Genomic DNA, 23,996 nt, shown 5'->3' with positions numbered 1-23,996 from the left:
CGCCGGATATGACGCCCGGGATGAAGAACACAGGGAAAACCAGGCTGAAGCCAGGCACAGGCAGGTAACTCATAGCGTTCTGACTTCAGCAAAATCAGGCAGGAAAGGCTGGAGTGTGGACAAGGCGGAGGGAGCAGAGGGGCAGCGCCGAAGGCGCGTCCCCCTTCCCCCGTTCCCCGCAGGGGAACAGCCCTTCCCGGAAGTTCAGGCGTGCGGTCGCGTCAGGAAGGAAAAAGGGGCTACCGGTAAACCGGCAACCCCTTCATAAAGGCGCTTCAGGCATGTCCACACAGTCTCAGCCCCTGAATGGCGGGGGTTTCCCCCCGCCGGGGTTAGCTACTTAGCGGATTCGTAAGCCATAAAAGCTGCCACCTCCCTGTCCGTGTCCCTGTACCGGATTTCGCAGAGCGATTTCCGTGTCAGGTAAGTGAATATCAGCAGTGTGAGACACACTATTAATACGCACCAGAGCAGGGTGTTTCGCGGCAGTTTCATGGCCTTCTTCTCCTTGCCTTGCGGCATCTAAGAGGCTATCCTGATGTTGTCTAGGCATACAGGTGGCCTCGTGGGTGTACTGACCCCAATAAGTTGGACAGATTAACCGAGGCATCAGAGAAAGAGTCCATTTAATATATGGGCTCTTTTTTGTTTATGGCTATAACTCAATAACATTTTCCACAGTCGGATTATCCATCCCACCGCTTCCTTCCTTACGCCTTACAGTCTCATCAATAACCGTTCGTCATCTTCTTTCGTGAAGCATTTCTACTGAATTAACATTAGACGCGCCATCCGATTCTCGCTCGTATCGGTTTGAGCGTAATAGTCTTCGCGTTTATTGAGGGAGTTTAAGAAATAATGTCCGTTGCTGAGTTTGTGATGGTTTGAAACCATGGTGAATGTAGAAATTTTTAGCTTCTTCAGTGAGTGCGTGAACCATAATTGCACGTACACCAATATTCTCGGCAACCCGATAGCAACGAAGCACTGCATCATGAAGTAAATCAGCGCCAAGCCCTTTTCCGCGAAAAGAGAGATCGACTGCAAGACGGGCAAGTATGATAACAGGGATGGGATCTGGCATGTTACGCCGAAGATTGCCTGTCGCTTCTGTATGGTTGACGCTCCCGGTGGCCAGAGAGTAAAAACCGGATACTTGCTTTGTGTCTTTCTTACACACTACAAACGTTCTGGCCGCTCCGAGAGCCTGGTTTTTAAGGCCCTTCTGCTTTAACCAGTCATCGAGCACAGCCTCACCGCTGACGAACTCAGCCACCTGATGAAAAGCTGACAGAGGTTCTGGTGCTGTTACACGTCCCACTGAGGTTTCCTTGCCAGCAGTTTCTCGATAACGGGATCATCTGTAACGGGTGCATCAAGCATATCGATGAACTCCGCATATTGCTCATCGTTAAAGTTAAATACACGGCGGTCGAGGATCACATTCTCGGCAGCCTGACAGGCCATTTCCAGAATGAAATCTGTACGTGACTTGTGAAGGATTTCCGCAGCTGCATCAATAAGCGCCCGCTGCGATTCCTTGGCTCTAAGGTTAAGTTGAACATCTGATTTCATGAGACACCCCTGTATAGCATTTACTTTACAAGAATAGCATAACCATCACGTATAGCAAACGCTATACATCAAGTTGTGGTTTTCATTTTTTAAATACTGATTTCCGCTTTGTGCCAGAAGCGGACATTTATTCGCGTATCTAAACATGCCGGATGTTAGCTTCCTGATGATATGTAATGCTGGCTGGGGCCACTTTGCTGCTGACGCGGCATATATAATTGCCTTATTTACCGGATTCTGTTCGCCAGACCAGCTTATTTAGGGTCACAAAGCCTGTGATAAATGCAGACTTTTGTTGCTTCAGCCTATTTTGTAGGTAGACTGGTCTACCTACAAATGACCGAAAGAGGCTGATCATGACATCTTTATCTGCAGGTTCTGAAACCGCCTACGAAAAATTGCTCAGTGCTGCACGCGTCCTTTTTTACAATCATGGCATTAATGGCACGGGGATTGATGCCATTGTGAAACGAGCCGGCGTTGCTAAAAAAAGCCTGTACAACAACTTTGCATCCAAAGACGAACTGGTGGCGGCCTATCTTAGGGTTCGCCATGAAGAATGGCTTTCTTTATATAAAAACAGGCTGGAAGCTGCCATGACGCCCAGAGAGCGGGTAATGGCCGTTTTCTCTGCTTATGAAGACCATGCTGAATATGCCTATGAGAACGGTTTTCGCGGCTGCGGCCTGCTGAACGCGGCGGCAGAACTTCCCGCCGGGGCACCGGGCCGTCAGGCCGTTCGGGAGCACAAAGAGGAAGTGGAAGCGATCCTGGCTGCGCATCTGACTGAGCTGATGAACGGAAAGGCTGAAAGCGCACGCAGTATGGCAAGACATTTTGCCTTCCTGCTGGAAGGAAGCATTTCACGGGCCGGACTTGAAGGTAATAGTGACTGCGTGACGCAGGCCGGCAACATTGCCGAGCAGATGATGGAGGCGTACTGATGCTTTCTTCGGAAACACGCCTTGGCGGCAGGGCGGGTGTGCTTATCGCAGCTATTCTCTGGGGAACGACCGGCACAGCTGCGACTTATGCCCCCGGGCTCAGCCCACTGGCCGTAGGGGCGGTCGTTATGGGTATTGGTGGCCTGCTACAGGGGCTTATCGCTGCAGCTCCCATCATCCGCCAGCGCGTTCTGATAACTCGGAACTGGCATTTCCTGCTGACCGGAGCAGTGGCGGTGGCGGTTTACCCTCTCGCTTTTTATGCCTCAATGCGTTACGCCGGTGTTACGGTTGGCACGGTTATTACCATCGGCTCTGCACCAATCCTATCTGCCCTGATTGAATGCCGCCTTGACGGTCTCCGACTGACCAAGCGGTGGATGTGCGGAGCGGGCGTTGGCGTTGCGGGCATGGTTCTGCTCTGCCTGGCAGAAAGCAGCGAAAACAGTACCGCAAATGACCATTCTACGACGGGGGTTTTTCTGGGCCTGCTAGCCGGCTTCACCTATGCCTTTTACTCGTGGTCAGCGCGACGGTTAATGCAGGCCGGGGTGGCTTCCCGGGCCGCGATGGGCGTCACATTTGGTGCAGGCGGTATTCTGCTTTTGCCTGTACTGCTGATGACGGGAGCACCGCTCCTGATGGCATGGAACAACGCCGCCGTCGGTATTTATATGGCGCTGGTTCCGATGTTTCTGGGTTATGTCTGCTATGGCTACGGGCTTGCGCGCATTCCGGCCAGTATGGCAACCACGATCACTCTGCTGGAGCCGGTTATAGCCGCGCTGCTGGCCGTTGTGCTCGTTGGTGAAAGGCTGCCGCCTTACGGATGGGCAGGCGTCGGTCTGATAATTGCGTGTCTTGGGATCATTACCGTTCCGGCCGAAAAGTTACGTTTCAGTCTGTTCCTGCAACGAAAAGAAAATTTTGAAATCTCAGAAAGGAAAGAATTATGAAAGATAAAGCCTCATTTGACTCATTTTCGGCTCTCGATATGCGTGCCGGTACCATTATCAGAGTTGAGGAGAGTAAAACATCCAAGCCCACGTGGCGGATGACGATTGACCTTGGACCCGAGCTGGGAACCCGGGTGTCATGCGGAGCGTATACAAACTATGAAGCCGGAGAACTGCAGGGAACACAGGTAATCTGCATCATCAATCTGGGTACCATGAAGATGGGACCTGAAAAGTCAGAGGTGCTGGTACTTGGTGTGTCTGACGGTTCAGGCGGGACCATACCGCTGACAACAGAAAAGCGCGTCAGTAACGGTGAGTGCGTTTTCTGAAACCTGGCGACTTTATATGGCGGTGTGCTGAAGTTATAGATCACCGCTTTCCTTCAACCTCACCGACAGATAAAGCCAGATAGGGGTAAGAAAAGGCTTCCGTTAGCTTCGAGTAAATATGTCCGCTTTGTGCCAGGAGCGGACATTGACTTGCTCCCGTGTTGCTGAGGCATTTACTTTTTCGGGGAAATTTTGCGGCGCAGGTAATTCGCCGACAGCGCCGCAATAAGGCCACACAGGCTCATCAGCAGCCAGGCTGCATGGAAGGATTCGGGTGCAGCAGCTTTACCGCTTAGAGCAACAAAAAGCGCAACGCCGATCGCCGCACCAATCTGGCGTGAGGTGTTGATCAGCCCTGTTCCTGTCGAATACATATGGGCCGGAAGCCCGGAAACCGCACCTGCCATAAAGCCCGTCTGCGCGATACCCGCACCGAGTCCGGTCATAATCAGTCCGGGCAAATAGTTCAGTAACCAGGCATTATCGGTATGGTCGCTGAGCGTTAAAAACCACCAGAGTCCACTCAGGAAGTACAGTACGGAACCTGCGACAGCAAGGTTCTGTGGAGTGGCCTTTACCCTCCCGATAAGCAGCGAGGCGACAACGGCGGTGCCGGGTCCCGCAGCAAAAGCAAGACCTGCCTGTGCGGCGGTCAGGTGCCATGCCTGGGTCAGAAACATCGTGCCGCCAAGTAACATAACGGCAAAACTCATATAAAAACATCCCATGCCTATTGTTGCCGTTGTGAAAGCCCGGGAATGGAACAGACTCAGGTCGAGAAGAGGACGGGAGGATTTCAGGCAGTGGTACACAAATACCGTCAGAACGACGATGGCTCCCATACTTCCCGCGAAAATAGCGGCTTTGTGGGTGGCCCATTCCGAAGTATGAGCTATGGTGGCGGTGAGGAGAGCTATTCCTGACGTCAGGAGTACGCTTCCAGCAATATCGGGGGCAGGCCCGGTATGCGGTGCACTTTCTTTCAGGTATCGGGTACAGATGAGAGCCCCAATCACGATGGGCACGTTGATGAAGAAAATCAGATGCCAGTCCGCCTGAACCAGAAAGCCACCCAGGACAGGGCCCGCCGCGGCCGCAACCGAGCCGGTGGCTGCCCAGAACCCGATCATCTGCTTATGCTTCTCCTGAGGATATGCACCCAGTAGTAGCCCAAGGCTTGTCGGGATGAGCATGGCCGCAGCAACCCCCTGTATTGCCCGCGCGGCGATGAGTATCCAGAGCGTGGGCGCCAGCCCGCAGAGCAGGCTCGACAGACCAAACAGGGCCAGACCTACCGAGAAAATAGTCCGTCGGCCGTACCGGTCAGCAAAACGGCCGCTCAGCACCAGAGTGGAGGCAAAACAGACTGAGAAGATCGTCAGAATCAGTGACAGTGTGGCCTCGGGGTGTTCGGGAAAACTTCGGCTGATCGACGGGAAGGCAAGATTGACGACAAATAAGTCCAGTGAGCTCAGGATGCTGCCCAGCCCGATTGAAAGCAGGCCAGCCGGGTGAATACGTGACGGTGAACTCGATGCTATGGTTGATGAATTAATGGCCATGTTTCCTCTCTGAACAAAGCGCTGTCCGCTGACTACGGGTATAACAATATACGTGTATATACCCACATATTACGATCAGCGTCAACGCTTTCCAGCAGATCAATAAACCTTCGGGTTCACCCAGGGAGTCACTGCATCAAATGTTTATTTTCCGGTGTCGCATTCTGGACTCAGATCTAATGCGGGTATACGCTCTTAAATCCCTTTTGTTATCTGATCTTGATATGGGCACTGGATATGAGTTCTCCCTGCTACTGTAAAAATCTGCGTGATTTCACACGTAAGATGACCGCGATTTACGATGCCGAGCTGGATGCCTATGGCATCAATATTGCTCAGTATTCGTTGATGAGGCTGGTGATAAACAATAATCCCGTAAGCCTTACCCGGCTCGGTGATATCGCCGGGCTGGATCGTTCTACGGTAGGACGAAACGTCACCGTTCTGGCGCGTCAGGGGTGGTTGCAGGTTGACCGTGATGGTATGGACAAAAGGCAGCAGCAGGTCTCTATCACCCCTGAAGGTGAAGCGCTTATCAGAGACGCGTTTCCGTCCTGGCAGCGCTGCCAGCACATCATTGAAGAACGTCTTGGCGCGGACAACGTCATGGCGCTGCAGAACATTTTTCACCAAATCTGAATTGCAGGTTGTCAGCGTAAAAGAATAAGATGATATATGGGCATATACCCGCTAATCCGGGTCTCCTTCAAAGACATGGTAAATCATAAACATAAGCAAGAGGTGACAATGTGAAATATCAGATCCTTGGCAATACAGGCGTTCGAGTATCTTCAGTAGCCCTGGGAACGGCAAATTTTGGCATGCGGTGGGGATACGGCGCATCGTTAGACGAAAGTCGGGCGATTTTAGATGCTTTTGCAGAGGATGGCGGTAACTTTATAGATACGGCTGATGTGTATCAGTTCGGTGAATCAGAAGAGTTTCTGGGGGCCCTCCTTCAGGGACGCAGAGAGAATTTCTTTCTTGCGACAAAATATTCGAGCGGCGCATCTAAAGCAGCTGGCGGGCTGGTTACAGGCAACAGTCGCCGGGCGATGGTGTCTTCGGTGGAGTCGAGTCTGAAGCGGCTTAAAACCGATCGTATCGATTTATACTGGGTTCATCATCCTGACGATATTACGCCGTCAGAAGAACTGGTACGGGGGCTTGAAGATCTGTCCAGAGCCGGAAAAATTCTTTACGCCGGTTTGTCCAATTTTTCGGCCTGGCGGCTGGCACGCGCAGCAACGCTTGCCGAGCTGTCTCGCGCGGTGCCGATTGTCGCCTCTCAGTTCCAGTACAGTCTGGTTTCACGTCAGCCCGAACGTGACATGCTGAAAGCCTGTCAGGCGCTGCAGATAACACCCATAACCTGGTCCCCGCTGGGCGGTGGAATGCTCACAGGCAAATACCGCGCCGGTGAAAAAGGCAGGGCAGAAGGGATGGGCGGAAAGGTATTCCAGGCGGAAAACAACGAACAGCGGAGCGCCATTCTTGACGAGGTTCTGGCTATAGCCACTGAAAACGGGGCAAGCCCGGACCAGGTAGCTATTGCCTGGGTTGCTGCACAGGAATGTATCCCTATTATTGGCCCCCGGACCCAGGCGCAGTACGTCAGTAATGTGGGGTTTTCAGGGGCGAATCTCACAGAGGCACAAATCGACAGGCTGAACAGCGTCAGCCAGTTTGACAATGACATTAAAACTGCCCCCGTGCAGGCATTACTGGGGCATGTTATACCGGGTAAACCCGTGGCATAACATTAGGGCTATAGCCCTGGGGGATAAACTGACATCAGAACTGTTGTCAGTTTATCCGACTGAAATGACGGGAACAGGATCAAGCGAACTGTATGTGTTTCACAACAACATATCCACTGCGACCAGTACCAGTGCCCCTGCAAGGATCCTATTGACCAGGCGACCGTGCTGGCGAAGAAGCGCCTGAAAAAGGTGTCCTGCTGCCGCCCAGCAGAGGTTGCCAAAAACACCGATCAAAGCCAGCAGAACGCTGATCAGAATAATCCAGACCTGACTGCTGGTATAGGGAATGACGAAAGTAGAGAGCGCCGTTACTCCATAAAGGATGATTTTTACATTCGCAAACTGCAGTAAAAAACTGGTTCTGAAGCTCAGTGGGACGTCAGAACGGGTGTTATTTGCAGGCTGGCTTCGGGCTATTTTCAGTGCCAGCCAGAGAATATAAATCACGCCTAACCAGGTCAGCCAGTGGGTTACGGAAGGCAGTGTCCGGGTTATCGCCACGGTAAATAAGGCGCACAGGAGCATAATAATGAGAAATCCAGCCCCCATGCCAGCCAGTGGACGTAGGCTTTTATGAAACCCGTGAGTATGCACGCAGCTCAGAGCCAGAATGTTATTAGGACCTGGAGTAAGTGCAGTGATGAAAGTATAAGCCAGAAAAGCGCCAGCAATTGAAAGTGACATAATAACTCCTCTTTTTTTTTAATTTAGAGGATGCCAATAAGAAAAAATATTGAATGTTTTCGCATTCATGATTCAACATTATGAATACTTCACAGGAGACAATCTTGGACTTACGTCGTTTGTTAACCCTCAGGACCATTCTGGAAGAAGGATCGTTTGCCAAAGCAGCCAGTAAACTTTGCTGTACGCAGTCAACGGTTACATTTCAGATCAGACAACTTGAGGCCGAATACGGCGTTCAGCTGTTTGAAAAAATTGGTCGCCGCATGGTGCCAACGGATGCCGCCAGGAATATGATGCCCCATATTCATGAAATGATGGTCGTTATAAATAGCATTAAGCAGGCTGTCCAGCGAAACGATGAACCGGAAGGTGAATTGCGCCTTGCCGTGGGCGAGACGCTGCTCTCCTACAAGATCCCGCAGGTGCTGAAGAGTTTTAAGAAAAGAGCGCCGAATGTGTTGCTGTCTCTGCAATCCCAGAACTGTTATACAATCCGTGACAGCTTGCTGGCCAATGAAATTGATTTGGGGATTTTCTATCGTGTGGGCAATGATGCTTCTCTCATTATGGAAAACTATGGCGAACATCCTCTCGTGCTCGTTGCCTCTCCCGAATTAGCACTGGTTGATTTCACTCGGGGAAATCAGCATATCCCCGTTAGTTTCATTATTAATGAAAAACAATGTGTATTCCGTCTGATGTTTGAATCTGTCCTCAGACAAAGAAAAATAACGATTGACTCCACCATTGAACTCATCAGCATTGAAAGCATTAAGCAGTGCGTGATGGCTAATACAGGCGTGACGTACTTACCGCGATTCACGGTGGAGAAAGAGCTGCGTGCCGGACTGTTGCAAGAACTTCCTCTGTCACCACGCCCTGAAACCCTTTCTGCAGTGTGTGCTCATCACTCAGGTAAGGTCATTACGCCAGCAATGGAGCTGTTTATTCAGTCCTTACGGGAGAGTCTGGATGCCTGATCGCTGCCCTCGTATTGCTTTGCAGGATTGCCCTGTCGGTTTTAGCAGTAGACAGGGCTGACAATGATTAACGGCCAAAGGATGTCACGTTGGGCCGGCTCCCCGGAAGTCCAGGTACGGCTGATGACACTAGGTCAATTTTGCCTTTCATTTTCAGGTATGCGCGGCGTGCTCTGACCTGCTTCCGGTTGATTATCAGATGCCAATTTTAGTCATGGATCCCGGCTGTTATGACAAATGCGAACTTCCGCTGTTCGCTCATAGCGGACCTTGCAGTACACTGGTCTGTTTCGTGCCAGAAGCGTAAAAATGCTTTTATGTAAGCTTAATAAGACAGCCATTTTTCGGCTTACTCCTACTAATCTTCTGATAACTATCTTAACTGTGTTGTGTCTTTGATTAAGCAACAAGCCCTACTGTTTGAGGTGTTATTCACAATCAGTCTCAATCACGCTTTTCTTACCCAGCACTGCAACAGCCATTCCTGAAGCGACTATCCCAATAAAAATCGTAGTTATTAACAGTGATAATGACAGCGATGTCACAGTCAGAAGGGCACTCGCAAATATCACACCCATGGCATTGGAGGTTCGCAGTAAGGCGAAGACTTCGGCTTTCAGATGCGGAGGAGACATTTCATCAAGTACAAGCGAAAAATGTGTTCCAAGTGGGGCAATGACAGAGCCAATACACATCACACCCACAATGGTTGTAATGACGGAGAAATTAACAGTAACCATCAAAGCCCCTAGCATCATCAGACACAGATGTAAAAGTACTGTGCCGGGTGCAGACATCCGGTTGCGGATACTGACCCAGACTCCTCCCATGACAGAGGCAAGGCACAGGGGAACGGTGAAAAAAATGGCATAAAATGGCTCATACCGAAAGTTCAGGGCTAACGCCACAGCACCTATCTCAACGGCTGCGACGGTTGCTTCAGCTGCAGTAGAGCATATAAGCACCAAAGCAACCGGTCTTGTCAGTGCTCTTTGCCTGGTTTTAACCACGGCAGGGGAGCTCCGGATATTAAGCCGGGGAATGAGAACAACGGGAAGTATACCCAGAGCGGTAATGACGAGCAGAGAAAACACCGGGGAGATGCTTCCCAGTCCTGATGCGGCCACGGGAGCCAGAACAAAAACCATCTCATTCAGAGTCGCGGCCATACCCAGCCCACGTGGTAAACGGTTTGCGTTAACCACGTGGTTTAATATCACCCTTAAATACCCCTGAGCTGCACCATTTACCAGTCCGGCCAGACTGGCAAGTATGACTAATACCGTAACAGGCAATTTATACCATGATGCCAGTACTATGCAGAGTAAAGCCATAGAACGAGTCAGCGTCAGAAGCTGGAAGTAAGTGACCGAGTTAAAGCGGTTGCCCAGGCGTGTAAACGGGATCACGCCAATAACCTGAGCAATCGTCATGGCAAGGATCATCGCTGCTCCGCCTCTGCTGTCGCCTGTGATACTGAGTGCAAGCAATGAGAATGCAATGGGACCAGCTGCCTGTGGAAAGCTCAGGAAAGCTGATGAAAGAAGCCATCTGATGAACGACCTGGACTTTTCCCCTTCAGGAGTAGCAGATGATTTATGAAGTTCCCGGGAAGACTTTTTGCTGATATTCATTAATCGTTTTACCGAAATTAGCGCCTGTGATTTCTGTAACCTGGCGGTGACAGAAGGGCTATAGGCCGTATCTGATTGCCGGATATACATTGTGCAAAACACTTCTTACCTTAATCGATGAACCATGAATCGATGAACCATGTAAAAAAACCAGCCTGGTGAAGAAGCTACATTCATACTGCCCGTGCGGTACTGCTTTACTCAAGAAAGGTCATTTCGGGCAACCTGTTTTCAAACCTTTATCATGGATACCGGCTCTAACGTGTACCTGTGGCAGCCGTACGCGCAGGTATAATGCCAGCCAGCTTTACCAACCAAGTACAGTATGCGTGTTGCCCATCACACAGCAGTAAGAAAGCACTCCAGTAAATACCAAACGAGCGTAAAAAAGTGTACTCTTTTGATTAAAATCAGGGGCAACAGGTTAACCTTTGTGATATTTCCTTTCGATTAAAAAGGAATTCGCCATGCCTAAACGTATAAAAAACAGCCGCTGGTCAGGTTATGACCCCCGCTACATCTATTCTCTGGTCGTTCGCCGTTATTTTGTTGAGATGAAGACCAAAACAGAAATTGCCGAAGAACTCGAGATCTCACGATTCAAGGCCGCGCGCCTGATCGATGAGGCGATCGAGCAGGAATACGTTAAGTTTCTTTTTCCCAAACAGCAGATGCTTGATGAAGAAGTGGCTCATAATATCTGCGAGAAATACGGCCTGCAAAAAGCCGTCGTGCTTTCTGTATCAGAATCCTGGAACAGCCAGGAAGAACTAAATGAGAAGCTGGGTGGTATCACAGCCAGCTACCTGGGCAATTACCTGACAGGGGGTATGAAGGTGGGTATTGCCTGGGGGCGCGTTCTGTCCAGTACCGTGAGTCAGCTGACCAGCCTCCCTGCTTTAGATATTGTGCAGCTTTCAGGCGTACATCCGGGTATTGAATTCAGTCAGGGTCCGATAGACCTGATACACCGGCTGGCAGCTATCTCTCAGGGAAAGGCACATCCCATGTATGTCCCCATGTGGGTGGATGATGAAAATCTGGCAGAAAAACTGGCCAGCGATCCTGCAGTGGTTGACACCCAACAGTATTATTCGTGCCTGGACGTTGTTATTACTGGTATTGGCGCCTGGAAAACCGGCTCGTCAAGCCTGTGTGACATTTTTCCCGAAGAATGGCAGACACCACTTTTCCGTGATGACATCGCGGCTGATGTTTGCATCACGCTCGTCAACAGCAAAGGAGAGATCCTTGACAGCCCGATAAGCCGGCTGGGATTCGGTATTTCCACTGAGCAACTGCGAAGTGCGAAAACAGTGATTGGCGTGGCGGGAGGAGAGCAGAAGTATGAAGGTATCGTAGCCTCTCTTAAGTCAGGCCTTCTTGATGTGCTGATCACCGACTTTGATACAGCTGTAAAGCTGGTCAACTCCTGATAAGCCAGGAAAACACCGGTCTCTCTTTCAATACGGGGCACTGCCGGCGCCCCCCTTTGAAATTTCATGACGCAGCGACAGTGGCTCAAATTCGCGAAAAGCCCATACAATCAGATTTCCGTTCATTACGCCTGCAGTTGTCAGGACATCCGCTGAATTACCACTCCGTGATTTCAGGCGCTTTCGCAAAGATACCATGCGAAACAGCTAATCAGCCGTAAACAGATATATTCCTTTTTAATTCAGTCAGTTGATATAAATAAATGGTCATATGGTATTCAGCCATGCGCTCATATGAGCATTATATATTTCGCTCTCTTGTTTATTACTGTGATCGACCTATAACTTTTGCTCTCTGCTTGTTTCCGCAAAACACCGGCATGCAATAAATGCTCATATGTATATATGTATGTGCTCACTTGAGCAAAATTAAGCTACTGGGAGAAGTTATGGATACAGTACTTATCAGCGTCACCGATGGCGGCGACTTCAAAAGTTATGACGAGGTGCTGCAGCATATTCATGAACGGCAGAATGCTGCGGGGACAGTGAAGGATACCTATCTGGAGGCACTACGCGAGCGTGAAGCCATGTACCCGACGGGTATTTTGCTTGATGGCTATTCTGTGGCGATCCCGCACTGTGACAGTACGCATGCCAACACACCTTCTGTTTACATTATTCGTCTGCCTGAGCCCGTTGAAGTCGGTCAGGCTGATGGCGATGATAAATTACCGGTACGACTTGTCATCAATTTAGTGGTTACCAACCCGTCTAATCAGTTGCAGCTGTTGAAATCCCTGTTGACGCTGTGGCATCAGGCATTTTTTTTCCGGCAAGGGTATAGGCTGCCCAGGCCAGCCCGGCCAGCGCCATGATCAGCGCACTGCCCGGCTTCGGCGCAGTGGCGCCGGGCAGGAGCAGCATCAGCAATCCGCAGGAGGCAATAACAAGGCCTGCAGCTCTGCCAGGGGAAAGTCTGTCCCCATGAAAAAGGCCGTAAATAACCATGGCCAGCTGGACAACACCAAACAGCAGTAATGCCCCGGCCCCGGTAACGGATGATGAGAGCAGCGCCCGATCAATCGGCGTCAGCGGCGTGCCGCTTTTCCTGCTGAACCAGAAATATGCCATCAGCGGCGCCCAGGCTTCGGAAAATTTCCTCAGTGCGCTGCGCCAGGTCTGGGATGAAAAGCAGGAGGAAATGACCGTAACTGCCGGTCAGGCCTGCGGCACCGGCGGCGGCTGCATCTGATTACCCGACACCTGCCGGCCGTTTATGTGCCGGCTGAACACCACCAGTAAATAATGGAGTCACATATGAGCGATTTTTTTAGCGGTAAAAAGCTTCTGGTCGTAGGCGGCACCAGCGGTATGGGTCTTGAAACGGCGCGCATGGTGCTGAAAGCCGGCGGCAGCGTGGTCCTGACGGGCAGCAGAAAGGATAAAGCTGACGCCGTTCAGAAAGAACTGAGCCCGCTTGGCCCGGTGTCGGTCATTACGGCAAACCTGATGACCGAAGAGGGGATGAATGTCATTCGTGAGGAAATCAATGCGCATCACCGCGACATCAGCCTGATGGTAAATGCCGCGGGTATCTTTATCCCGAAAAGCTTTACCGAGCACAATGCCGCAGACTACGACAGCTACCTGTCGCTGAACCGAGCCACTTTCTTTATCACGCAGGACGTGGTGAAGAACATGCTGGCCGACAAACGCGAAGGTGCCATAGTGAACGTCGGCTCAATTGGCGCGCAGGCTGCGCTGGGTGATTCTCCCGCTTCTGCCTACTCGATGGCAAAAGCCGGCCTGCATGCGCTGACGCGCAACCTGGCGATTGAACTGGCCAGCGCGGGTATCCGTGTGAATGCCGTTTCTCCGGGTATTGTGCAGACGCCAATATACGAAGGATTCATGGCCAAAGAAGATATTGCTGATGCAATGAAGGCGATGAGTGATTTCCATCCGCTGGGCCGCGTGGGCATGCCGGAAGATGTGGCAAATACTATCCTGTTCCTGCTGTCGGACAAGGCAGCCTGGGTGACCGGTGCTATCTGGGACGTGGATGCAGGTATTATGGCCGTACGTCGTTAATTTTACGCCACGCATGTCAGGCTTTAGGTCTTAAAGCCTGACAGACTGCTCTCTCCAGGGTGAGGTTCTCGTCAGCTGAGATTCTTTTCAGCAGCCGCGGTGATAGCCAGGAGTCTCTAAGTCATCAACAGAAGTTGCTGACAACCTCGTGAGCTAATTTGCGCGAAGGATGAATCGCCACGGGTTTAACAGACACCTCCGAGTCATTTAAGATGGCTTAAAGAGAGGTGCCCATGAGCGGTAAGCGTTATCCCGAAGAGTTTAAAACTGAAGCAGTCAAACAGGTTGTTGATCGCGGTTATTCTGTTGCCAGCGTTGCAACACGTCTCGATATCACCACCCACAGCCTTTATGCCTGGATAAAGAAGTACGGTCCGGATTCTTCCACTAATAAAGAACAGTCAGATGCTCAGGCCGAGATCCGCCGTCTCCAGAAAGAGCTGAAACGGGTTACCGACGAACGGGACATATTAAAAAAAGCCGCGGCGTACTTCGCAAAGCTGTCCGACTGAGGTACGCCTTTATCCGTGACAACTCCTGTTGCTGGCCTGTTCGCCTGCTCTGTCGGGTGCTGGATGTTCATCCCAGTGGTTTTTACGCCTGGCTTCAGCAGCCGCATTCTAAGCGCCACCAGGTAGATCTGAGACTGACGGGAAAGATCAACCAGTTCTGGCTGGAGTCCGGTTGATGTGAACTGCATTATTCATACGCATCCGACTCATGTGTCTGCTCTTTCTATGCTGGAAGTGCCCCTGCAGATATCGCATAACCGATGCCGCAGAACCCAGGCAAGCAGGCGCTGGTAAAGCCTGCCATGCAGCCCCGGACCGGCAGTGTGTTTCTGCAGCGCGTCAGGCAACAGCCAGCTGCCGGTCAGCGGAGAAAACAGTACGGCCACCACCCATGAGCTGATCAGCGCGATAAGTACCACCGCAAACAGGGTGTAGCAGTATTCCCCGGCGCTTGAGGCGGAAAAGCCAACCGGAATAAAGCCGGCAATCATCACCAGCGTGCCGGTCAGCATCGGGAATGCCGTTGAAGTGAAAGCATAGGTCGCCGCACTGGCACGGGATTCGCCGGCTTCCAGACGTGCCACCATGGTTTCCACCGTGATCATCGCGTCGTCAACCAGCAGGCCCAGCGCGATAATCAGCGCGCCAAGGGAGATGCGCTGCAGGCCAATGCCAGCAAGATGCATACAGACAAACGTCATGGCAAGCACCAGCGGGATCGCTGCCGCCACCACCAGCCCGGCACGCAGCCCCAGCGAAACGAAAGAGACGGCCAGCACGATAATGACTGCCTCCCCCAGCACGTGCACAAACCCGCTGACGGCCTCCTTCACTACGGCAGACTGATCGGCAATTCGGGTCATTTCAATACCGTGCGGCAGCTGTGCGGCTTCGCTGTTCATGCGCGACCGCAGCGCCTGCCCGAAATCAAGCATGTTTCCGGTTGGCGCCATCGAGACGGCAAGGCCAACGGCAGGCTGGCCGTTGACGCGAAAAAGCGGAGCCGGCGGCTCTGCCGGCCTGCGTACAATGCTGGCAATGCCCGTAAGCGGGATATAGCGGTTGTTGACCCGAAGCGTCACCGCTCGCAGGCTCTCTTCGCTGCTGAACGCGCCACTGACGCGCAGGGCAATATTGTCACCGGCCGTGCGGGCGGTACCGCAGCTTGTTCGGTACCTGCCAGCGCTCAGCAGTACGGACAGGTTCCGGTGTCTCCCGCACGATGAACGGGATTTCGTACATCACTGCATACAGCGGCTCACCGCTGATGCGAAGCCAGTCAAGTTCCTTCAGCGACGTGAACCGCGACTGCCAGCGCCAGAACGGTCCGGCAAGCTCTGCCGCGTCAAACTCGTCGCTCCACCGGGTGTACCAGGTGCAGACGGTTTCCGGAGACTGAAAATTCAGGTCGATTTTCGCCTGCTCCAGCAGGTTCTGGCGCAGTTTCCAGCGCTGTTCGTACTCACGAGACTGGCGGCGCATCTGACGCGTGGTCTTAATGCCGGACCTGTGCAGCCGTCGACCCGTGCGGGTGTGCATGACCTCAGGAAACAGTTCGGCCTGTACGTCAATTGTGAGCGGCAGCGGGCAGGCTTCGCCACTGGTGGCGATCATCGTGTTAAGCGCCTCCTCGACCTGTTTCAGGTTCGAATGACGGTTATTTGGCACCCAGTGCGGACCAAGTATTTTATTGGCCACCGTGGCGTTGAGGCGTCCGCTGCCCGTGAGAAGACGCAGAAAGGTACGCACATACGGCATGGCGGGCAGTCGTGCGCCGCGTTCACGGGCAGACTCAACATGGCTGATAGCCTGTATTGCAGCCTGACGGGCGGGCTTCAGGGAAACGAGCGCGTGTGAGGACGGGATCATGCTGTCACCTCCACATTCATCAGCTTCGCCACGGTGCGGGCAGTGCAGTTAAAGCGGCGCATACCTGCCAGCTGCGCGATCAGCTGGTTTATCCGTTCAGGCTGAAGCGTGTCGCTCTGGTAAAGAGTACGCACCACTTCACCGCCGGAGGACAGCAGCACCAGAAGCCAGTAAGGCGAGACTTCGCCCGGGCTGCACACGCAAAGATGCCAGTCATCACTGCCGTCCGCGCTGAAGCGGCACTGGACAGGGAAGAAGCCGCCGAACTCGCTGCGGTATTCGGCGCAGACGCGCCATCCTTCAGGTGTCGACAGGAGGCCGGTCACGGCATCGCTGAGGGCGCGGCGCGCGTCCTCCCCCTGCTGACGGATAAACTCCAGGTCTGTGGCGGTCAGGGTGTTGATTCGGTTCAGGTCATATTGCATGGTCATGTCTGTTCCCGCCGCCCGAAGGCGGCGGCCTCCGGAATTAAGCAGCGTGGTCAGTGGTATCAGCGTCAGATTCAGTGGCTTCTTCAGCCTCAGCGGCTGGCGCTGTGCGCACCATCCAGTCAGGCAGCCAGCCCTGAGCATTCAGATCCTGCTCGGCGGCCTTCGCCGCATCGCGGCGCTTGAGCTTCACAACTTCACCCGCACGGGCGCTGAGTCCGGCTTCTTCATAGGCTTTGCCAATCTGGGAAATCGTGAGCTTACCGAAGTAGCTCTCAGCATCCGGTTGCCACCATTTGCGCAGGTCAAAGTCCAGCGCCGCTTCCAGCCCGTCCAGTTCGCTTTTCTGCGTATGGTTGTACATACGTTCCTGAATGCCGTTGATACCGTGTGCCGCACAGAATCCCAGCAGGGTGTTCACCTGCTCTGCTGACCATGACAGCAGCCAGGTGAAATCGAGATGCCAGTTTTCGGGCAGCGTTGCCTGAAGCGCCTCTTTCTGTGCTTTGAGCGCCGTCAGCGCCTTCCCTTCATCACCGGATGGAGCCAGTGATGCAAGGTGATACTGATTCGAGGACACGGAGGCTTTCAGCGGTTCATTGCGCTTGCCGTAGGTGCGATAAAAGAGCGCAAGACACAGCGTCCACGTCAGGAGCGCCACCGATACATCGGGGCGACCCGCCAGTTCCGCCTGAACGGCAAGAGTGCGCTCCGCAGACATGGCCTTAACCAGCGTTGCCGGATAGGCGTCAGCGGGAATGTCAGGCGTGGTGTGTCTGATCACATTGCTTTCACGCTCCTGACGCGCCTGTTCTTCAGCTGCCCGGTCTTCGTCGGTCAGCTTGCGGATACCTGGCTGAACCCGAAAATTGTTACCATCCCATGACACCCAGATACCGTGGGCGGCGCGAAATTCCGGCGTGGCTTCGCGGTACTGCGCCTCGCAGTAAATGTCATCGATCTGCTGCTGAAGCTCGTATTCGTCATCGTAGGTTTCAGTAGCATCTCTTTGTTTTTCCAGCTCACTGACGCGCTTCTGTTCTTCTTCCGTCAGGACAGCTTTCGGCATGGCAAAACGGTACAGTTCAGCGTCCTCACCGCTGAAGCGTAGTTCCGTCATACGGTACTCAGCCCAGCTCCAGCCCTGCTCCTGCTTAACGCGAGCGGCGAGCACGGTGAGCTTGCCAGCCAGCAGAGATTTCACCAGCGCTGCATCGGCAAAGGTGCTGTCCTTGTCGCTGAACAGGTCGGCGGTCAGCGTACCGCCAGCGGCGGTATAGGCTTCCTCGCCCACATACTCAAACATCGGGTGACTGATGGCCATCTTGTCGTCGGTCACCATTTTGCGCAGAGTCTGTACAGCAGGATCGCGCCACTGTACAACAGCCTCTTTCCAGACCTGCTCCTGACGCTCATGGGTATCAGCAAGTGTCAGGACTTCACACTGTTCAAGGGAGATTTCATCCCGCGCCAGCGCATCCAGCAGGGAGGGGGCAAGATTCGCCAGCTTCAGGCAGCGCTGAACGTGGCGCGGGTGGTAGCCCATCAGTGCGCCGATCTGAGAGGCCGTTTTACCTTCCTGCTGAAGGGTACGAAAACCGATAATCTGCTCGGCGGGATGCATGTTTTTACGTCGACCGTTCTCGATCATCGAGGCCGCTACCGCCATCTCAACGGGCAGGACTTTCACCGGAACAAACGGCGTGTCCGCATCGAGCACACCGCGCATCACCAGAATGCCTGTGCCTCTGCGACGACCTTCCCCGCCGACAATGCCGATCGTACCGTCCGGCAGTTCTGCACCAATCAGGTTTTGCAGGATGCCCATTGCCTGAATGCTGTCTGCCATCTCTTCCACTTCCTGATCGGTATGCGGAATGATGCGCGTGTTTAAGTCAGTGCGTGACAGGCGGGAGTACGGGAAGATTTGCACAGGCGTATCAGCGAGCAGCTGGACGAGCTTCTGCTCGGTAGACTGCGCGATTTTTTCCGCAGATTTTGTCTGACGGGTGGTCTTGGCTTGTTTTTTTGCCGTAGAATTGGTGGCGACCATGATTTTTACCTCTCAGTGACAGTTGTGGTTAGCCGTGGCCGGATTGCCCTCCGGTCACGGCACTCGGTTAACCGGTAATGCGTTTCGGGTGTGCTGCCAGTGCTGCAAAGGACGGATAGCCATCAAGAACCTGCATCATGACTTTTGCCCCTTCCAGCATCGCTTTATCCGTTACGCTGCCGCTGTTTTCACACACGTTGATCGTTGCCACGATCCCCGATTTCACATCTGAAAAACTCTCATACATGCGGTTGCTGTACAGGACGCGTTTGCCTCCTGCCATCACCTGCCAGTTGTTGCAGTCATTAAATCGGGTGTCCACGTTGTCAAACTCGACCACGTGGGTGTCGCTGGCCTGAATGCGCAGCAGCTTCACGATTTCAGTGCTCTGCCCGACCTTACGGGTCGCCGGACGGGTGTTAAGGTTCTGCATGTTTCCTCCTTCTCTGGGTTAAGGCCGGACATCCGGCCTCCGGTTAAAGCTGCACGTATTGCAGGTTGCGTTTCAGTTCAATAAGAAAATCCGGTTCAAACGACCAGGCGTGCCAGTTAAGCGTTCCGTTGGTGCGGATCTCCACCTGAACGTCGCCGTATCGGGACACATCGGACAGAGTGACGGTGACCCCCGCTTTCAGCGAGGTGGCCTGAGCCACCCACTCCCGTGCGACAGAAACAGGGTTTTGTTCTTCCCCCATCTTCCTGGAAGATTCTTGAGCGGCGGTTTTGACGTTGACGTTTCGTGTGTGCATCCTGGTTTTCTCCTGTGGTGATGGTTGGCCATCTCCCTGGTGAGTTCTCTCGCGGCAAAGGGCAAAGGAGCAACGGCGAAGGGCGGAAGGAAAGGGGCGGAGACTAAAGTTTTTGCGGCACGCAAAAAGTTTTGGCGGAGTGCATTTCACCCCTTGGATGACGACCCGACGGTGCTACGACAAGCCCTCCGCGTAAGGACGCACGGGGGATGGCTTCACCGGGGGAACAGGATGCACACACCCGACACGTCGGAACGGCGTGGCGCCATTAAAGCGACGGCATCAGCCGGCGCGGTGAAGGCGTTCCGGACTGCACGGCCGGAGAAGCCGCAGCCCTTGACCTTCGCCATCAGACCCTAGCCGTATGGCCCGAAACCCGGAGGGGTTCGGCGGAGCCTGGCGGGTGCGCAGCGGCCGCCCTGGCGGAATGGTGCTCGACGACCGGACAGCAGCGCTGGCCGGGAGCCGAAGGGGGCCAGAAATGGGATTCTGGTGTTTTCAGAGGATTTGCTGATCGGGTTTCAGAGCCGACAACCACGCCACGCCACGCCACGCCACGCCACGCCACGCCACGCCACGCCACGCAGGACCGTATCCGTGACAATTTGCCCTCACAATACCTTTCATGTACATCTCCACGGGCTTACATCAGGGCGGGAGGGGGCAGCGCCGCAGGCGCTGACCTTGCCGTCCGTCAGCCCGAAGGGATGACAGGGTTTTCGCGCGCGAACAGGCGGCGCCTATGCCCCGCCCGGATTATTTATTGTCCGTCGCCCTGACCGCCCTGGAGAATGAAGTGGCCGCAAAGATAGACGGCGCACTGGCGGGTAGCAGATTCGCAGATCTCTTCCAGCACTTTAGCTGTAGTAACGGGGCTGAGTCCGGATTCGCGACGTCGCTCGTTGATGAGCGTTTTATACTGGCGCAGGATACTGCGGGTTTCCGGTGACAGTTGCATGGTGTTCTCCTTTAGTCGGGCGGCATCGCCGCCCGTGGTCAGTCAGTCAAGGGCGCGCCAGATGGTGGCGCTTTCCGGATGGGTATCAGCAAATGCCATAAGCTGCTCATAACGGCGGCAGAAGTGGCGGCACAGCTCCTCATGGTCATGGTTACTGTGGTGCCAGCTCCGGTGATTCAGTACCAGCGCCGTGAGGATGATCCCCGCCACTTCCCCGCGGACAGTCTGCTCAAACCAGTTGTCCGGATTGCACAGGGTCAGACTCTCCACGTCAGGCGCCATATATCCGCCACCTTCCGGCAGCCGGTAAAACTGCCAGAATCCCCCCTGATACTCAGGGCAGTAACGCTGGGCATAGGCGTACACGGATGCCTCGGACGTCATAAAATCGCCGCCAAACAAATCAGGCAGGAAAGTCAGGCGCTGCGCACCCTCAAGACGAACAGCATCACAGGTCATAGTCTGGTTCATAGATCCTCCACGGTTAACATATTCTCGGTTCCGGCATCGCCGTGACGACACGACAGACCGGCGAAAAGCGGAGGACACAGGGGCGACGCCGCAAGCCGCAGCGCAAAGCCTTCACGGGCTGAATGCACCGTGAAGGGTGCGAACGGGTGAGGACGGAGGCGTCAGCGAACCCTTGTGGCCGATGCGGCCGGGCTACAGTGAAGTCACGGCGCATGCCGTCACCGCAGGGAGCTTCAGGGGAGTTTCATTGTCCCGACGTGGCCCGGAGGGCAGCGGCGGATAGAAGCGGAAGGAACTGACATCCTTTTCGCTGTGGATGTCCACCGGTTGCCGGGGCGTTACCCCGGCTCTTTCCCTTACGCGGCCAGCGTCTCCTGTAAGGCGTGAACGTCCTTCAGCTCATTCCTGACGGATTCAGGCTCCTGCCGCCCGGCTTCCCAGGCCATACCGATCCGGTTTTCCAGCTCACATTCATAGTTACGCAGGACGCGGGACAGGAGTACCGCCGGAACACTCACCTGACGGTTTGCCGCTTCCCGCTGACGGGCCAGGAGGTCGCTGACAGTCAGATTATTTACCCCCTCCTGGCGGTATTGCGTCATTTTCATTTCGCCGATCGCCTTCATCAGATTCCGGATTTCAGCCCCGTCCGGTTCTGGCTGGGCTTCACGGCAGGCCACGCTAATCCCCTCTTCCGTCCAGACCAGCAGGACCAGGGGTTCGTCAAACGTGAACATGTTTTCAAGCTGTACACAAAGTTCTTCGCGGGTTCCGTACATCGTTTGTTCTCTCTTGTAAGGGGTTACAGGCCGGGCATCAGCCCGGCAGGGTCAGTCAGTCCTGAAAGGTTTCGTCCAGCACCAGGGCTTCGCGGTAGGCTTCAAGAAGCAGGGTGTTGATCCGGCGCAGAGTCTGCGCAGCCATACGTTCGGTAAGCGTTGCCGCGTCGTGCCGGTGCTGCGATTCGAGGCGGTTCAGCAGCATCCGCACGTCACACATGGCATTGCTGAGCGCGGCCACGTCCGCGCGCAGGTTTTCAAGGCCCGGGTAGTTCATGCCGCCTCCGGCCAGTCGGGGTAAAACGCGCCGTCATTGGCCGCCGGCATCCTTCTTGCCCGTTCAACCTGTGCCAGACGTCGAACGCCGGCGGCGTGGTACTGTTCAAGCATCTCGATCCCGATATAGCGGCGGCTGGCTTCGGCGGCGGCCACGCAGGTGGAGCCGCTGCCGGCGAACGGGTCAAGGACAATAGCCCCCGGACGCGTGAGCGATTCAATCAGCGGCCGCAGGCTCTGCACCGGCTTCTCCGTCGGGTGATGTCGGTTGCCCGTGTATTTCCAGGGGATCACGTCCGGGATGGGACGGTCCGGGGTTTGCGGCCTTCCCTTTGCCAGCAGGTAGGCACTCTCATGGGTGTAACCCACGAACGTCGATTTTGAGGCGTAGCTCTTGGCAAAGACGATATGGCCAACCACCCGGAAACCGGCCGTTTTCCACGCATTCAGAAACAGATCCGCGCGGTTCCAGGCATAGAAACTCACCATGAGGCTGTCATTTTTCAGCACGCGGTACATTTCATGACAGGCGGGCTGGAGCCATTCGGCAGAGTTGTCCCCGGCCAGGGTGCGGCCGGTACGGTCCTTATAGCCAACCAGGTACGGTGGGTCGGTAAGAATATAATCGACGGCACGCGCCGGAAAACGGGACATCACCTGCACGCAGTCACCCAGAATAAAACGGGACATAGACACACTCCTCTCTGATATGCGGCACCCTCTTGCGCCGTGCCGCCACAAAAACCCGGCGAAAAGCGGAGGGCGCAGGGGCGACGCCGCAAGCCGCAGCGCAAGCCTTTCACGGGCTGAATGCACCGTGAAAGGTGCGAACGGGTGAGGACGGAGACAACGTGAACCCTTGCGACCGCAGCGGCCGGGTTAGCGTGAAGGCACGGCGTTGAACACGCCGCCGGCTGGCGGCAATAAGGCGGAGGGAACCGACATCCTTCGGTACCGGTTCTGGTAGCTGATGAGTCCGTGAGTGTATGGCAGAATGCACACTGATAATGGATTCGCGCCGTTATCTGACATGTGTGCCTTTGATTTCAGGACGTCCCCAACCGGAGACGTCTTTTTTTTGAGTCGGATATATGGCAGGTGAAAGTGCGAAGTGATTATGTGATTATCAGCGCCGAAAACATCTTAAGGGTTTTCACCTGTAACGAATTGCATGGCTTCAGGACACCCCCTCCCCGGATGGTGTCCTTTTTTTCAGCGCCCCTTCACGTGGTCGATAGCGAACTGCAGCGTGTCCCAGTTAAAACCGATGCCTGCATCGTGGCTGTGGTCGCAGATACGCATGGCTTCTGCAATTTCTTCCTCCGACAGACTGTCATCGAGCGACAGAAAATCATCTTCCAGCCAGAACGTCCCCATACACAGTGCATCCGGTGGGTACTGCTTCAGCCTGGCGATGAGCCCTGCCACCGTCACATCATCACGACATGCAGGACGCGACGGCAGGACGCGATCGGCGATGTCGTTCCAGCACCAGTCATCGCACTCCGGTACGGGTTCCAGCAGGGTCTGTAATTCCACGCCCGGCAGCTGGGAGAGCTGCTCCAGAACCTCCCCCAGAGAAAGTCGCTCTCCGCTGGCATCTTCACTCCCCAGGTAATGGTGATTGATATAGACGGCAAACTCGCCGTTATCGAGTTCAATACAGGTCAGTCTGAACATGGTTGTGTCCTCAGCATCCGGCACCCTCTTGCGCCGTGCCGCCACAAAAACACGGCGTAAAGCGGAGGACGCCAGGGCGACGCCGAAGCCGCAGCGCAAGCCCTTCACGGGCTGAATGCACCGTGCAGGGCGCGAACGGGTGAGGACGGAGACAACGTGAACCCTTGCGACCGCAGCGGCCGGGTTAGCGTGAAGGCACGGCGGGTAATTTCTTACGGGAGATATAAAGCGGAGGGAAAATTTCACATTAAATTAAAA

Annotated in this window: 29 protein-coding genes and 4 pseudogenes; 12 read left to right on the top strand and 21 right to left on the bottom strand. The window is 54.2% G+C overall.

The window, feature by feature from the left end; all coding sequences use genetic code 11:
* Nucleotides 1-336 precede the first annotated feature (336 nt).
* The 4 genes and pseudogenes from D5066_RS18940 to D5066_RS18930 form a co-directional block, all read right to left on the bottom strand.
* Complete coding sequence (locus D5066_RS18940; protein ID WP_223230179.1) at nt 337-456, bottom strand: type I toxin-antitoxin system Hok family toxin; 120 nt, start codon at nt 454-456, stop codon at nt 337-339.
* Nucleotides 404-553: pseudogene (locus D5066_RS23165) on the bottom strand (DUF5431 family protein); the annotation flags it as partial. The gene D5066_RS18940 and the pseudogene D5066_RS23165, both read right to left, overlap by 53 nt.
* Nucleotides 554-835: 282 nt before the next feature.
* Nucleotides 836-1,321, bottom strand: coding sequence for a GNAT family N-acetyltransferase (locus tag D5066_RS18935; RefSeq protein ID WP_039025114.1), 486 nt, complete (start codon nt 1,319-1,321; stop codon nt 836-838).
* On the bottom strand, nt 1,309-1,575 hold the full coding sequence (locus D5066_RS18930) for a type II toxin-antitoxin system TacA family antitoxin (RefSeq protein WP_039025113.1): 267 nt from the start codon (nt 1,573-1,575) through the stop codon (nt 1,309-1,311). The genes D5066_RS18935 and D5066_RS18930 overlap by 13 nt, the downstream gene beginning before the upstream one ends.
* Before the next feature lie 356 nt (nt 1,576-1,931).
* Here D5066_RS18930 and D5066_RS18925 point away from each other — a divergent pair, with 356 nt between their 5' ends.
* Genes D5066_RS18925 through D5066_RS18915 form a run of 3 tightly spaced genes read left to right on the top strand, consistent with a single transcriptional unit; the run spans nt 1,932 to nt 3,807 of the window.
* Entirely contained in the window at nt 1,932-2,519 is a 588-nt protein-coding gene (locus D5066_RS18925) for a TetR/AcrR family transcriptional regulator (protein WP_119916886.1), read from the top strand.
* Nucleotides 2,519-3,475: a DMT family transporter gene (locus D5066_RS18920; protein ID WP_119916885.1), complete on the top strand. Its 957-nt coding sequence runs from the start codon at nt 2,519-2,521 to the stop codon at nt 3,473-3,475. The genes D5066_RS18925 and D5066_RS18920 overlap by 1 nt, the downstream gene beginning before the upstream one ends.
* On the top strand, nt 3,472-3,807 hold the full coding sequence (locus tag D5066_RS18915) for a protein secretion chaperonin CsaA (RefSeq protein WP_119916884.1): 336 nt from the start codon (nt 3,472-3,474) through the stop codon (nt 3,805-3,807). Before D5066_RS18920 ends, D5066_RS18915 begins: the two co-directional genes overlap by 4 nt.
* Nucleotides 3,808-3,980: 173 nt before the next feature.
* On the opposite strand, the gene D5066_RS18910 is transcribed toward D5066_RS18915, so the two are convergent.
* Complete coding sequence (locus D5066_RS18910) at nt 3,981-5,369, bottom strand: MFS transporter (RefSeq protein WP_052259185.1); 1,389 nt, start codon at nt 5,367-5,369, stop codon at nt 3,981-3,983.
* A gap of 237 nt (nt 5,370-5,606) precedes the next feature.
* Here D5066_RS18910 and D5066_RS18905 point away from each other — a divergent pair, with 237 nt between their 5' ends.
* Both D5066_RS18905 and D5066_RS18900 read left to right on the top strand, forming a co-directional pair.
* Nucleotides 5,607-6,008 carry a MarR family winged helix-turn-helix transcriptional regulator gene (locus D5066_RS18905; RefSeq protein WP_024906927.1) on the top strand — a complete coding sequence of 134 codons (402 nt, stop codon included), beginning with the start codon at nt 5,607-5,609 and terminating at the stop codon, nt 6,006-6,008.
* 110 nt (nt 6,009-6,118) lie between these two features.
* The gene (locus D5066_RS18900) at nt 6,119-7,129 is read left to right on the top strand and encodes an aldo/keto reductase (protein WP_024906928.1); all 1,011 of its coding nucleotides are present in this window, start codon (nt 6,119-6,121) and stop codon (nt 7,127-7,129) included.
* A gap of 99 nt (nt 7,130-7,228) precedes the next feature.
* Here D5066_RS18900 and eamB read toward each other — a convergent pair whose 3' ends face one another.
* A complete protein-coding gene (gene eamB / locus D5066_RS18895) occupies nt 7,229-7,816 on the bottom strand; it encodes a cysteine/O-acetylserine transporter (RefSeq protein ID WP_024906929.1) in 588 nt (195 codons plus the stop codon).
* 104 nt (nt 7,817-7,920) lie between these two features.
* Here eamB and D5066_RS18890 point away from each other — a divergent pair, with 104 nt between their 5' ends.
* A complete protein-coding gene (locus tag D5066_RS18890) occupies nt 7,921-8,799 on the top strand; it encodes a LysR family transcriptional regulator (protein ID WP_024906930.1) in 879 nt (292 codons plus the stop codon).
* 428 nt (nt 8,800-9,227) lie between these two features.
* Here D5066_RS18890 and D5066_RS18885 read toward each other — a convergent pair whose 3' ends face one another.
* Entirely contained in the window at nt 9,228-10,523 is a 1,296-nt protein-coding gene (locus D5066_RS18885) for an MFS transporter (protein WP_244288155.1), read from the bottom strand.
* A 377-nt stretch (nt 10,524-10,900) separates the two neighbouring features.
* Between D5066_RS18885 and D5066_RS18880 the strand changes: the two genes are divergently transcribed.
* Both D5066_RS18880 and D5066_RS18875 read left to right on the top strand, forming a co-directional pair.
* Entirely contained in the window at nt 10,901-11,869 is a 969-nt protein-coding gene (locus D5066_RS18880; RefSeq protein WP_114268498.1) for a sugar-binding transcriptional regulator, read from the top strand.
* Between the two features lie 449 nt (nt 11,870-12,318).
* A complete protein-coding gene (locus D5066_RS18875; protein WP_239619753.1) occupies nt 12,319-12,747 on the top strand; it encodes a PTS sugar transporter subunit IIA in 429 nt (142 codons plus the stop codon).
* Here the strand turns inward: D5066_RS18875 and D5066_RS23160 are convergent.
* Nucleotides 12,671-12,925 (bottom strand): annotated as a pseudogene (locus D5066_RS23160) (EamA family transporter); the annotation flags it as partial. The gene D5066_RS18875 and the pseudogene D5066_RS23160 overlap by 77 nt on opposite strands.
* Between D5066_RS23160 and D5066_RS18865 the strand changes: the two are divergent.
* The 4 genes and pseudogenes from D5066_RS18865 (at nt 12,879) to D5066_RS23255 (ending at nt 14,769) form a co-directional block, all read left to right on the top strand.
* On the top strand, nt 12,879-13,124 hold the full coding sequence (locus tag D5066_RS18865) for a DsbA family oxidoreductase (RefSeq protein WP_442876317.1): 246 nt from the start codon (nt 12,879-12,881) through the stop codon (nt 13,122-13,124). The pseudogene D5066_RS23160 and the gene D5066_RS18865 sit on opposite strands and share 47 nt — an antisense overlap.
* A gap of 65 nt (nt 13,125-13,189) precedes the next feature.
* Nucleotides 13,190-13,963 (top strand): SDR family NAD(P)-dependent oxidoreductase, encoded by a 774-nt coding sequence (locus D5066_RS18860; RefSeq protein ID WP_119916883.1) that lies wholly within the window; start codon nt 13,190-13,192, stop codon nt 13,961-13,963.
* Between the two features lie 233 nt (nt 13,964-14,196).
* A pseudogene (locus D5066_RS18855) lies at nt 14,197-14,648 on the top strand (transposase); the annotation flags it as partial.
* A gap of 4 nt (nt 14,649-14,652) precedes the next feature.
* On the top strand, nt 14,653-14,769 hold the full coding sequence (locus tag D5066_RS23255) for a hypothetical protein (RefSeq protein ID WP_333020572.1): 117 nt from the start codon (nt 14,653-14,655) through the stop codon (nt 14,767-14,769).
* Here D5066_RS23255 and D5066_RS18845 read toward each other — a convergent pair.
* The 13 genes and pseudogenes from D5066_RS18845 to D5066_RS18785 all read right to left on the bottom strand — a co-directional run.
* Nucleotides 14,721-15,635 (bottom strand): annotated as a pseudogene (locus D5066_RS18845) (efflux RND transporter permease subunit); the annotation flags it as partial. The gene D5066_RS23255 and the pseudogene D5066_RS18845 sit on opposite strands and share 49 nt — an antisense overlap.
* The gene (locus tag D5066_RS18840) at nt 15,613-16,344 is read right to left on the bottom strand and encodes a plasmid SOS inhibition protein A (protein WP_119916882.1); all 732 of its coding nucleotides are present in this window, start codon (nt 16,342-16,344) and stop codon (nt 15,613-15,615) included. The gene D5066_RS18840 and the pseudogene D5066_RS18845, both read right to left, overlap by 23 nt.
* On the bottom strand, nt 16,341-16,775 hold the full coding sequence (psiB, locus tag D5066_RS18835) for a conjugation system SOS inhibitor PsiB (protein ID WP_023345470.1): 435 nt from the start codon (nt 16,773-16,775) through the stop codon (nt 16,341-16,343). The genes D5066_RS18840 and psiB overlap by 4 nt, the downstream gene beginning before the upstream one ends.
* Nucleotides 16,776-16,812: 37 nt before the next feature.
* Nucleotides 16,813-18,825, bottom strand: coding sequence for a ParB/RepB/Spo0J family partition protein (locus D5066_RS18830; protein ID WP_119916881.1), 2,013 nt, complete (start codon nt 18,823-18,825; stop codon nt 16,813-16,815).
* Between the two features lie 67 nt (nt 18,826-18,892).
* A complete protein-coding gene (locus D5066_RS18825; protein WP_119916880.1) occupies nt 18,893-19,258 on the bottom strand; it encodes a hypothetical protein in 366 nt (121 codons plus the stop codon).
* A gap of 43 nt (nt 19,259-19,301) precedes the next feature.
* A complete protein-coding gene (locus D5066_RS18820) occupies nt 19,302-19,574 on the bottom strand; it encodes a hypothetical protein (RefSeq protein ID WP_119916879.1) in 273 nt (90 codons plus the stop codon).
* A 498-nt stretch (nt 19,575-20,072) separates the two neighbouring features.
* Nucleotides 20,073-20,201 (bottom strand): hypothetical protein, encoded by a 129-nt coding sequence (locus D5066_RS23230; RefSeq protein WP_074166206.1) that lies wholly within the window; start codon nt 20,199-20,201, stop codon nt 20,073-20,075.
* Nucleotides 20,202-20,334: 133 nt separating this feature from the next.
* On the bottom strand, nt 20,335-20,532 hold the full coding sequence (locus tag D5066_RS18810) for a hypothetical protein (protein ID WP_072050670.1): 198 nt from the start codon (nt 20,530-20,532) through the stop codon (nt 20,335-20,337).
* Between the two features lie 42 nt (nt 20,533-20,574).
* A complete protein-coding gene (locus tag D5066_RS18805; RefSeq protein ID WP_119916877.1) occupies nt 20,575-21,003 on the bottom strand; it encodes an antirestriction protein in 429 nt (142 codons plus the stop codon).
* A 356-nt stretch (nt 21,004-21,359) separates the two neighbouring features.
* Complete coding sequence (locus D5066_RS18800; RefSeq protein ID WP_063136902.1) at nt 21,360-21,782, bottom strand: DUF1380 family protein; 423 nt, start codon at nt 21,780-21,782, stop codon at nt 21,360-21,362.
* 55 nt (nt 21,783-21,837) lie between these two features.
* Entirely contained in the window at nt 21,838-22,059 is a 222-nt protein-coding gene (locus D5066_RS18795) for a YubE family protein (protein WP_008502213.1), read from the bottom strand.
* Complete coding sequence (locus D5066_RS18790) at nt 22,056-22,748, bottom strand: DNA methylase (protein ID WP_119916876.1); 693 nt, start codon at nt 22,746-22,748, stop codon at nt 22,056-22,058. The genes D5066_RS18795 and D5066_RS18790 overlap by 4 nt, the downstream gene beginning before the upstream one ends.
* A 522-nt stretch (nt 22,749-23,270) precedes the next feature.
* Nucleotides 23,271-23,738 carry a hypothetical protein gene (locus D5066_RS18785; protein WP_063442869.1) on the bottom strand — a complete coding sequence of 156 codons (468 nt, stop codon included), beginning with the start codon at nt 23,736-23,738 and terminating at the stop codon, nt 23,271-23,273.
* Nucleotides 23,739-23,996 lie beyond the last annotated feature (258 nt).

This window comes from Enterobacter chuandaensis (assembly GCF_003594915.1).
GTDB classification, from domain to species: Bacteria; Pseudomonadota; Gammaproteobacteria; order Enterobacterales; family Enterobacteriaceae; genus Enterobacter; species Enterobacter chuandaensis.
Note: the sequence above shows the minus strand (reverse complement) of the source record. Positions and strands in the feature narration are given on the sequence as shown.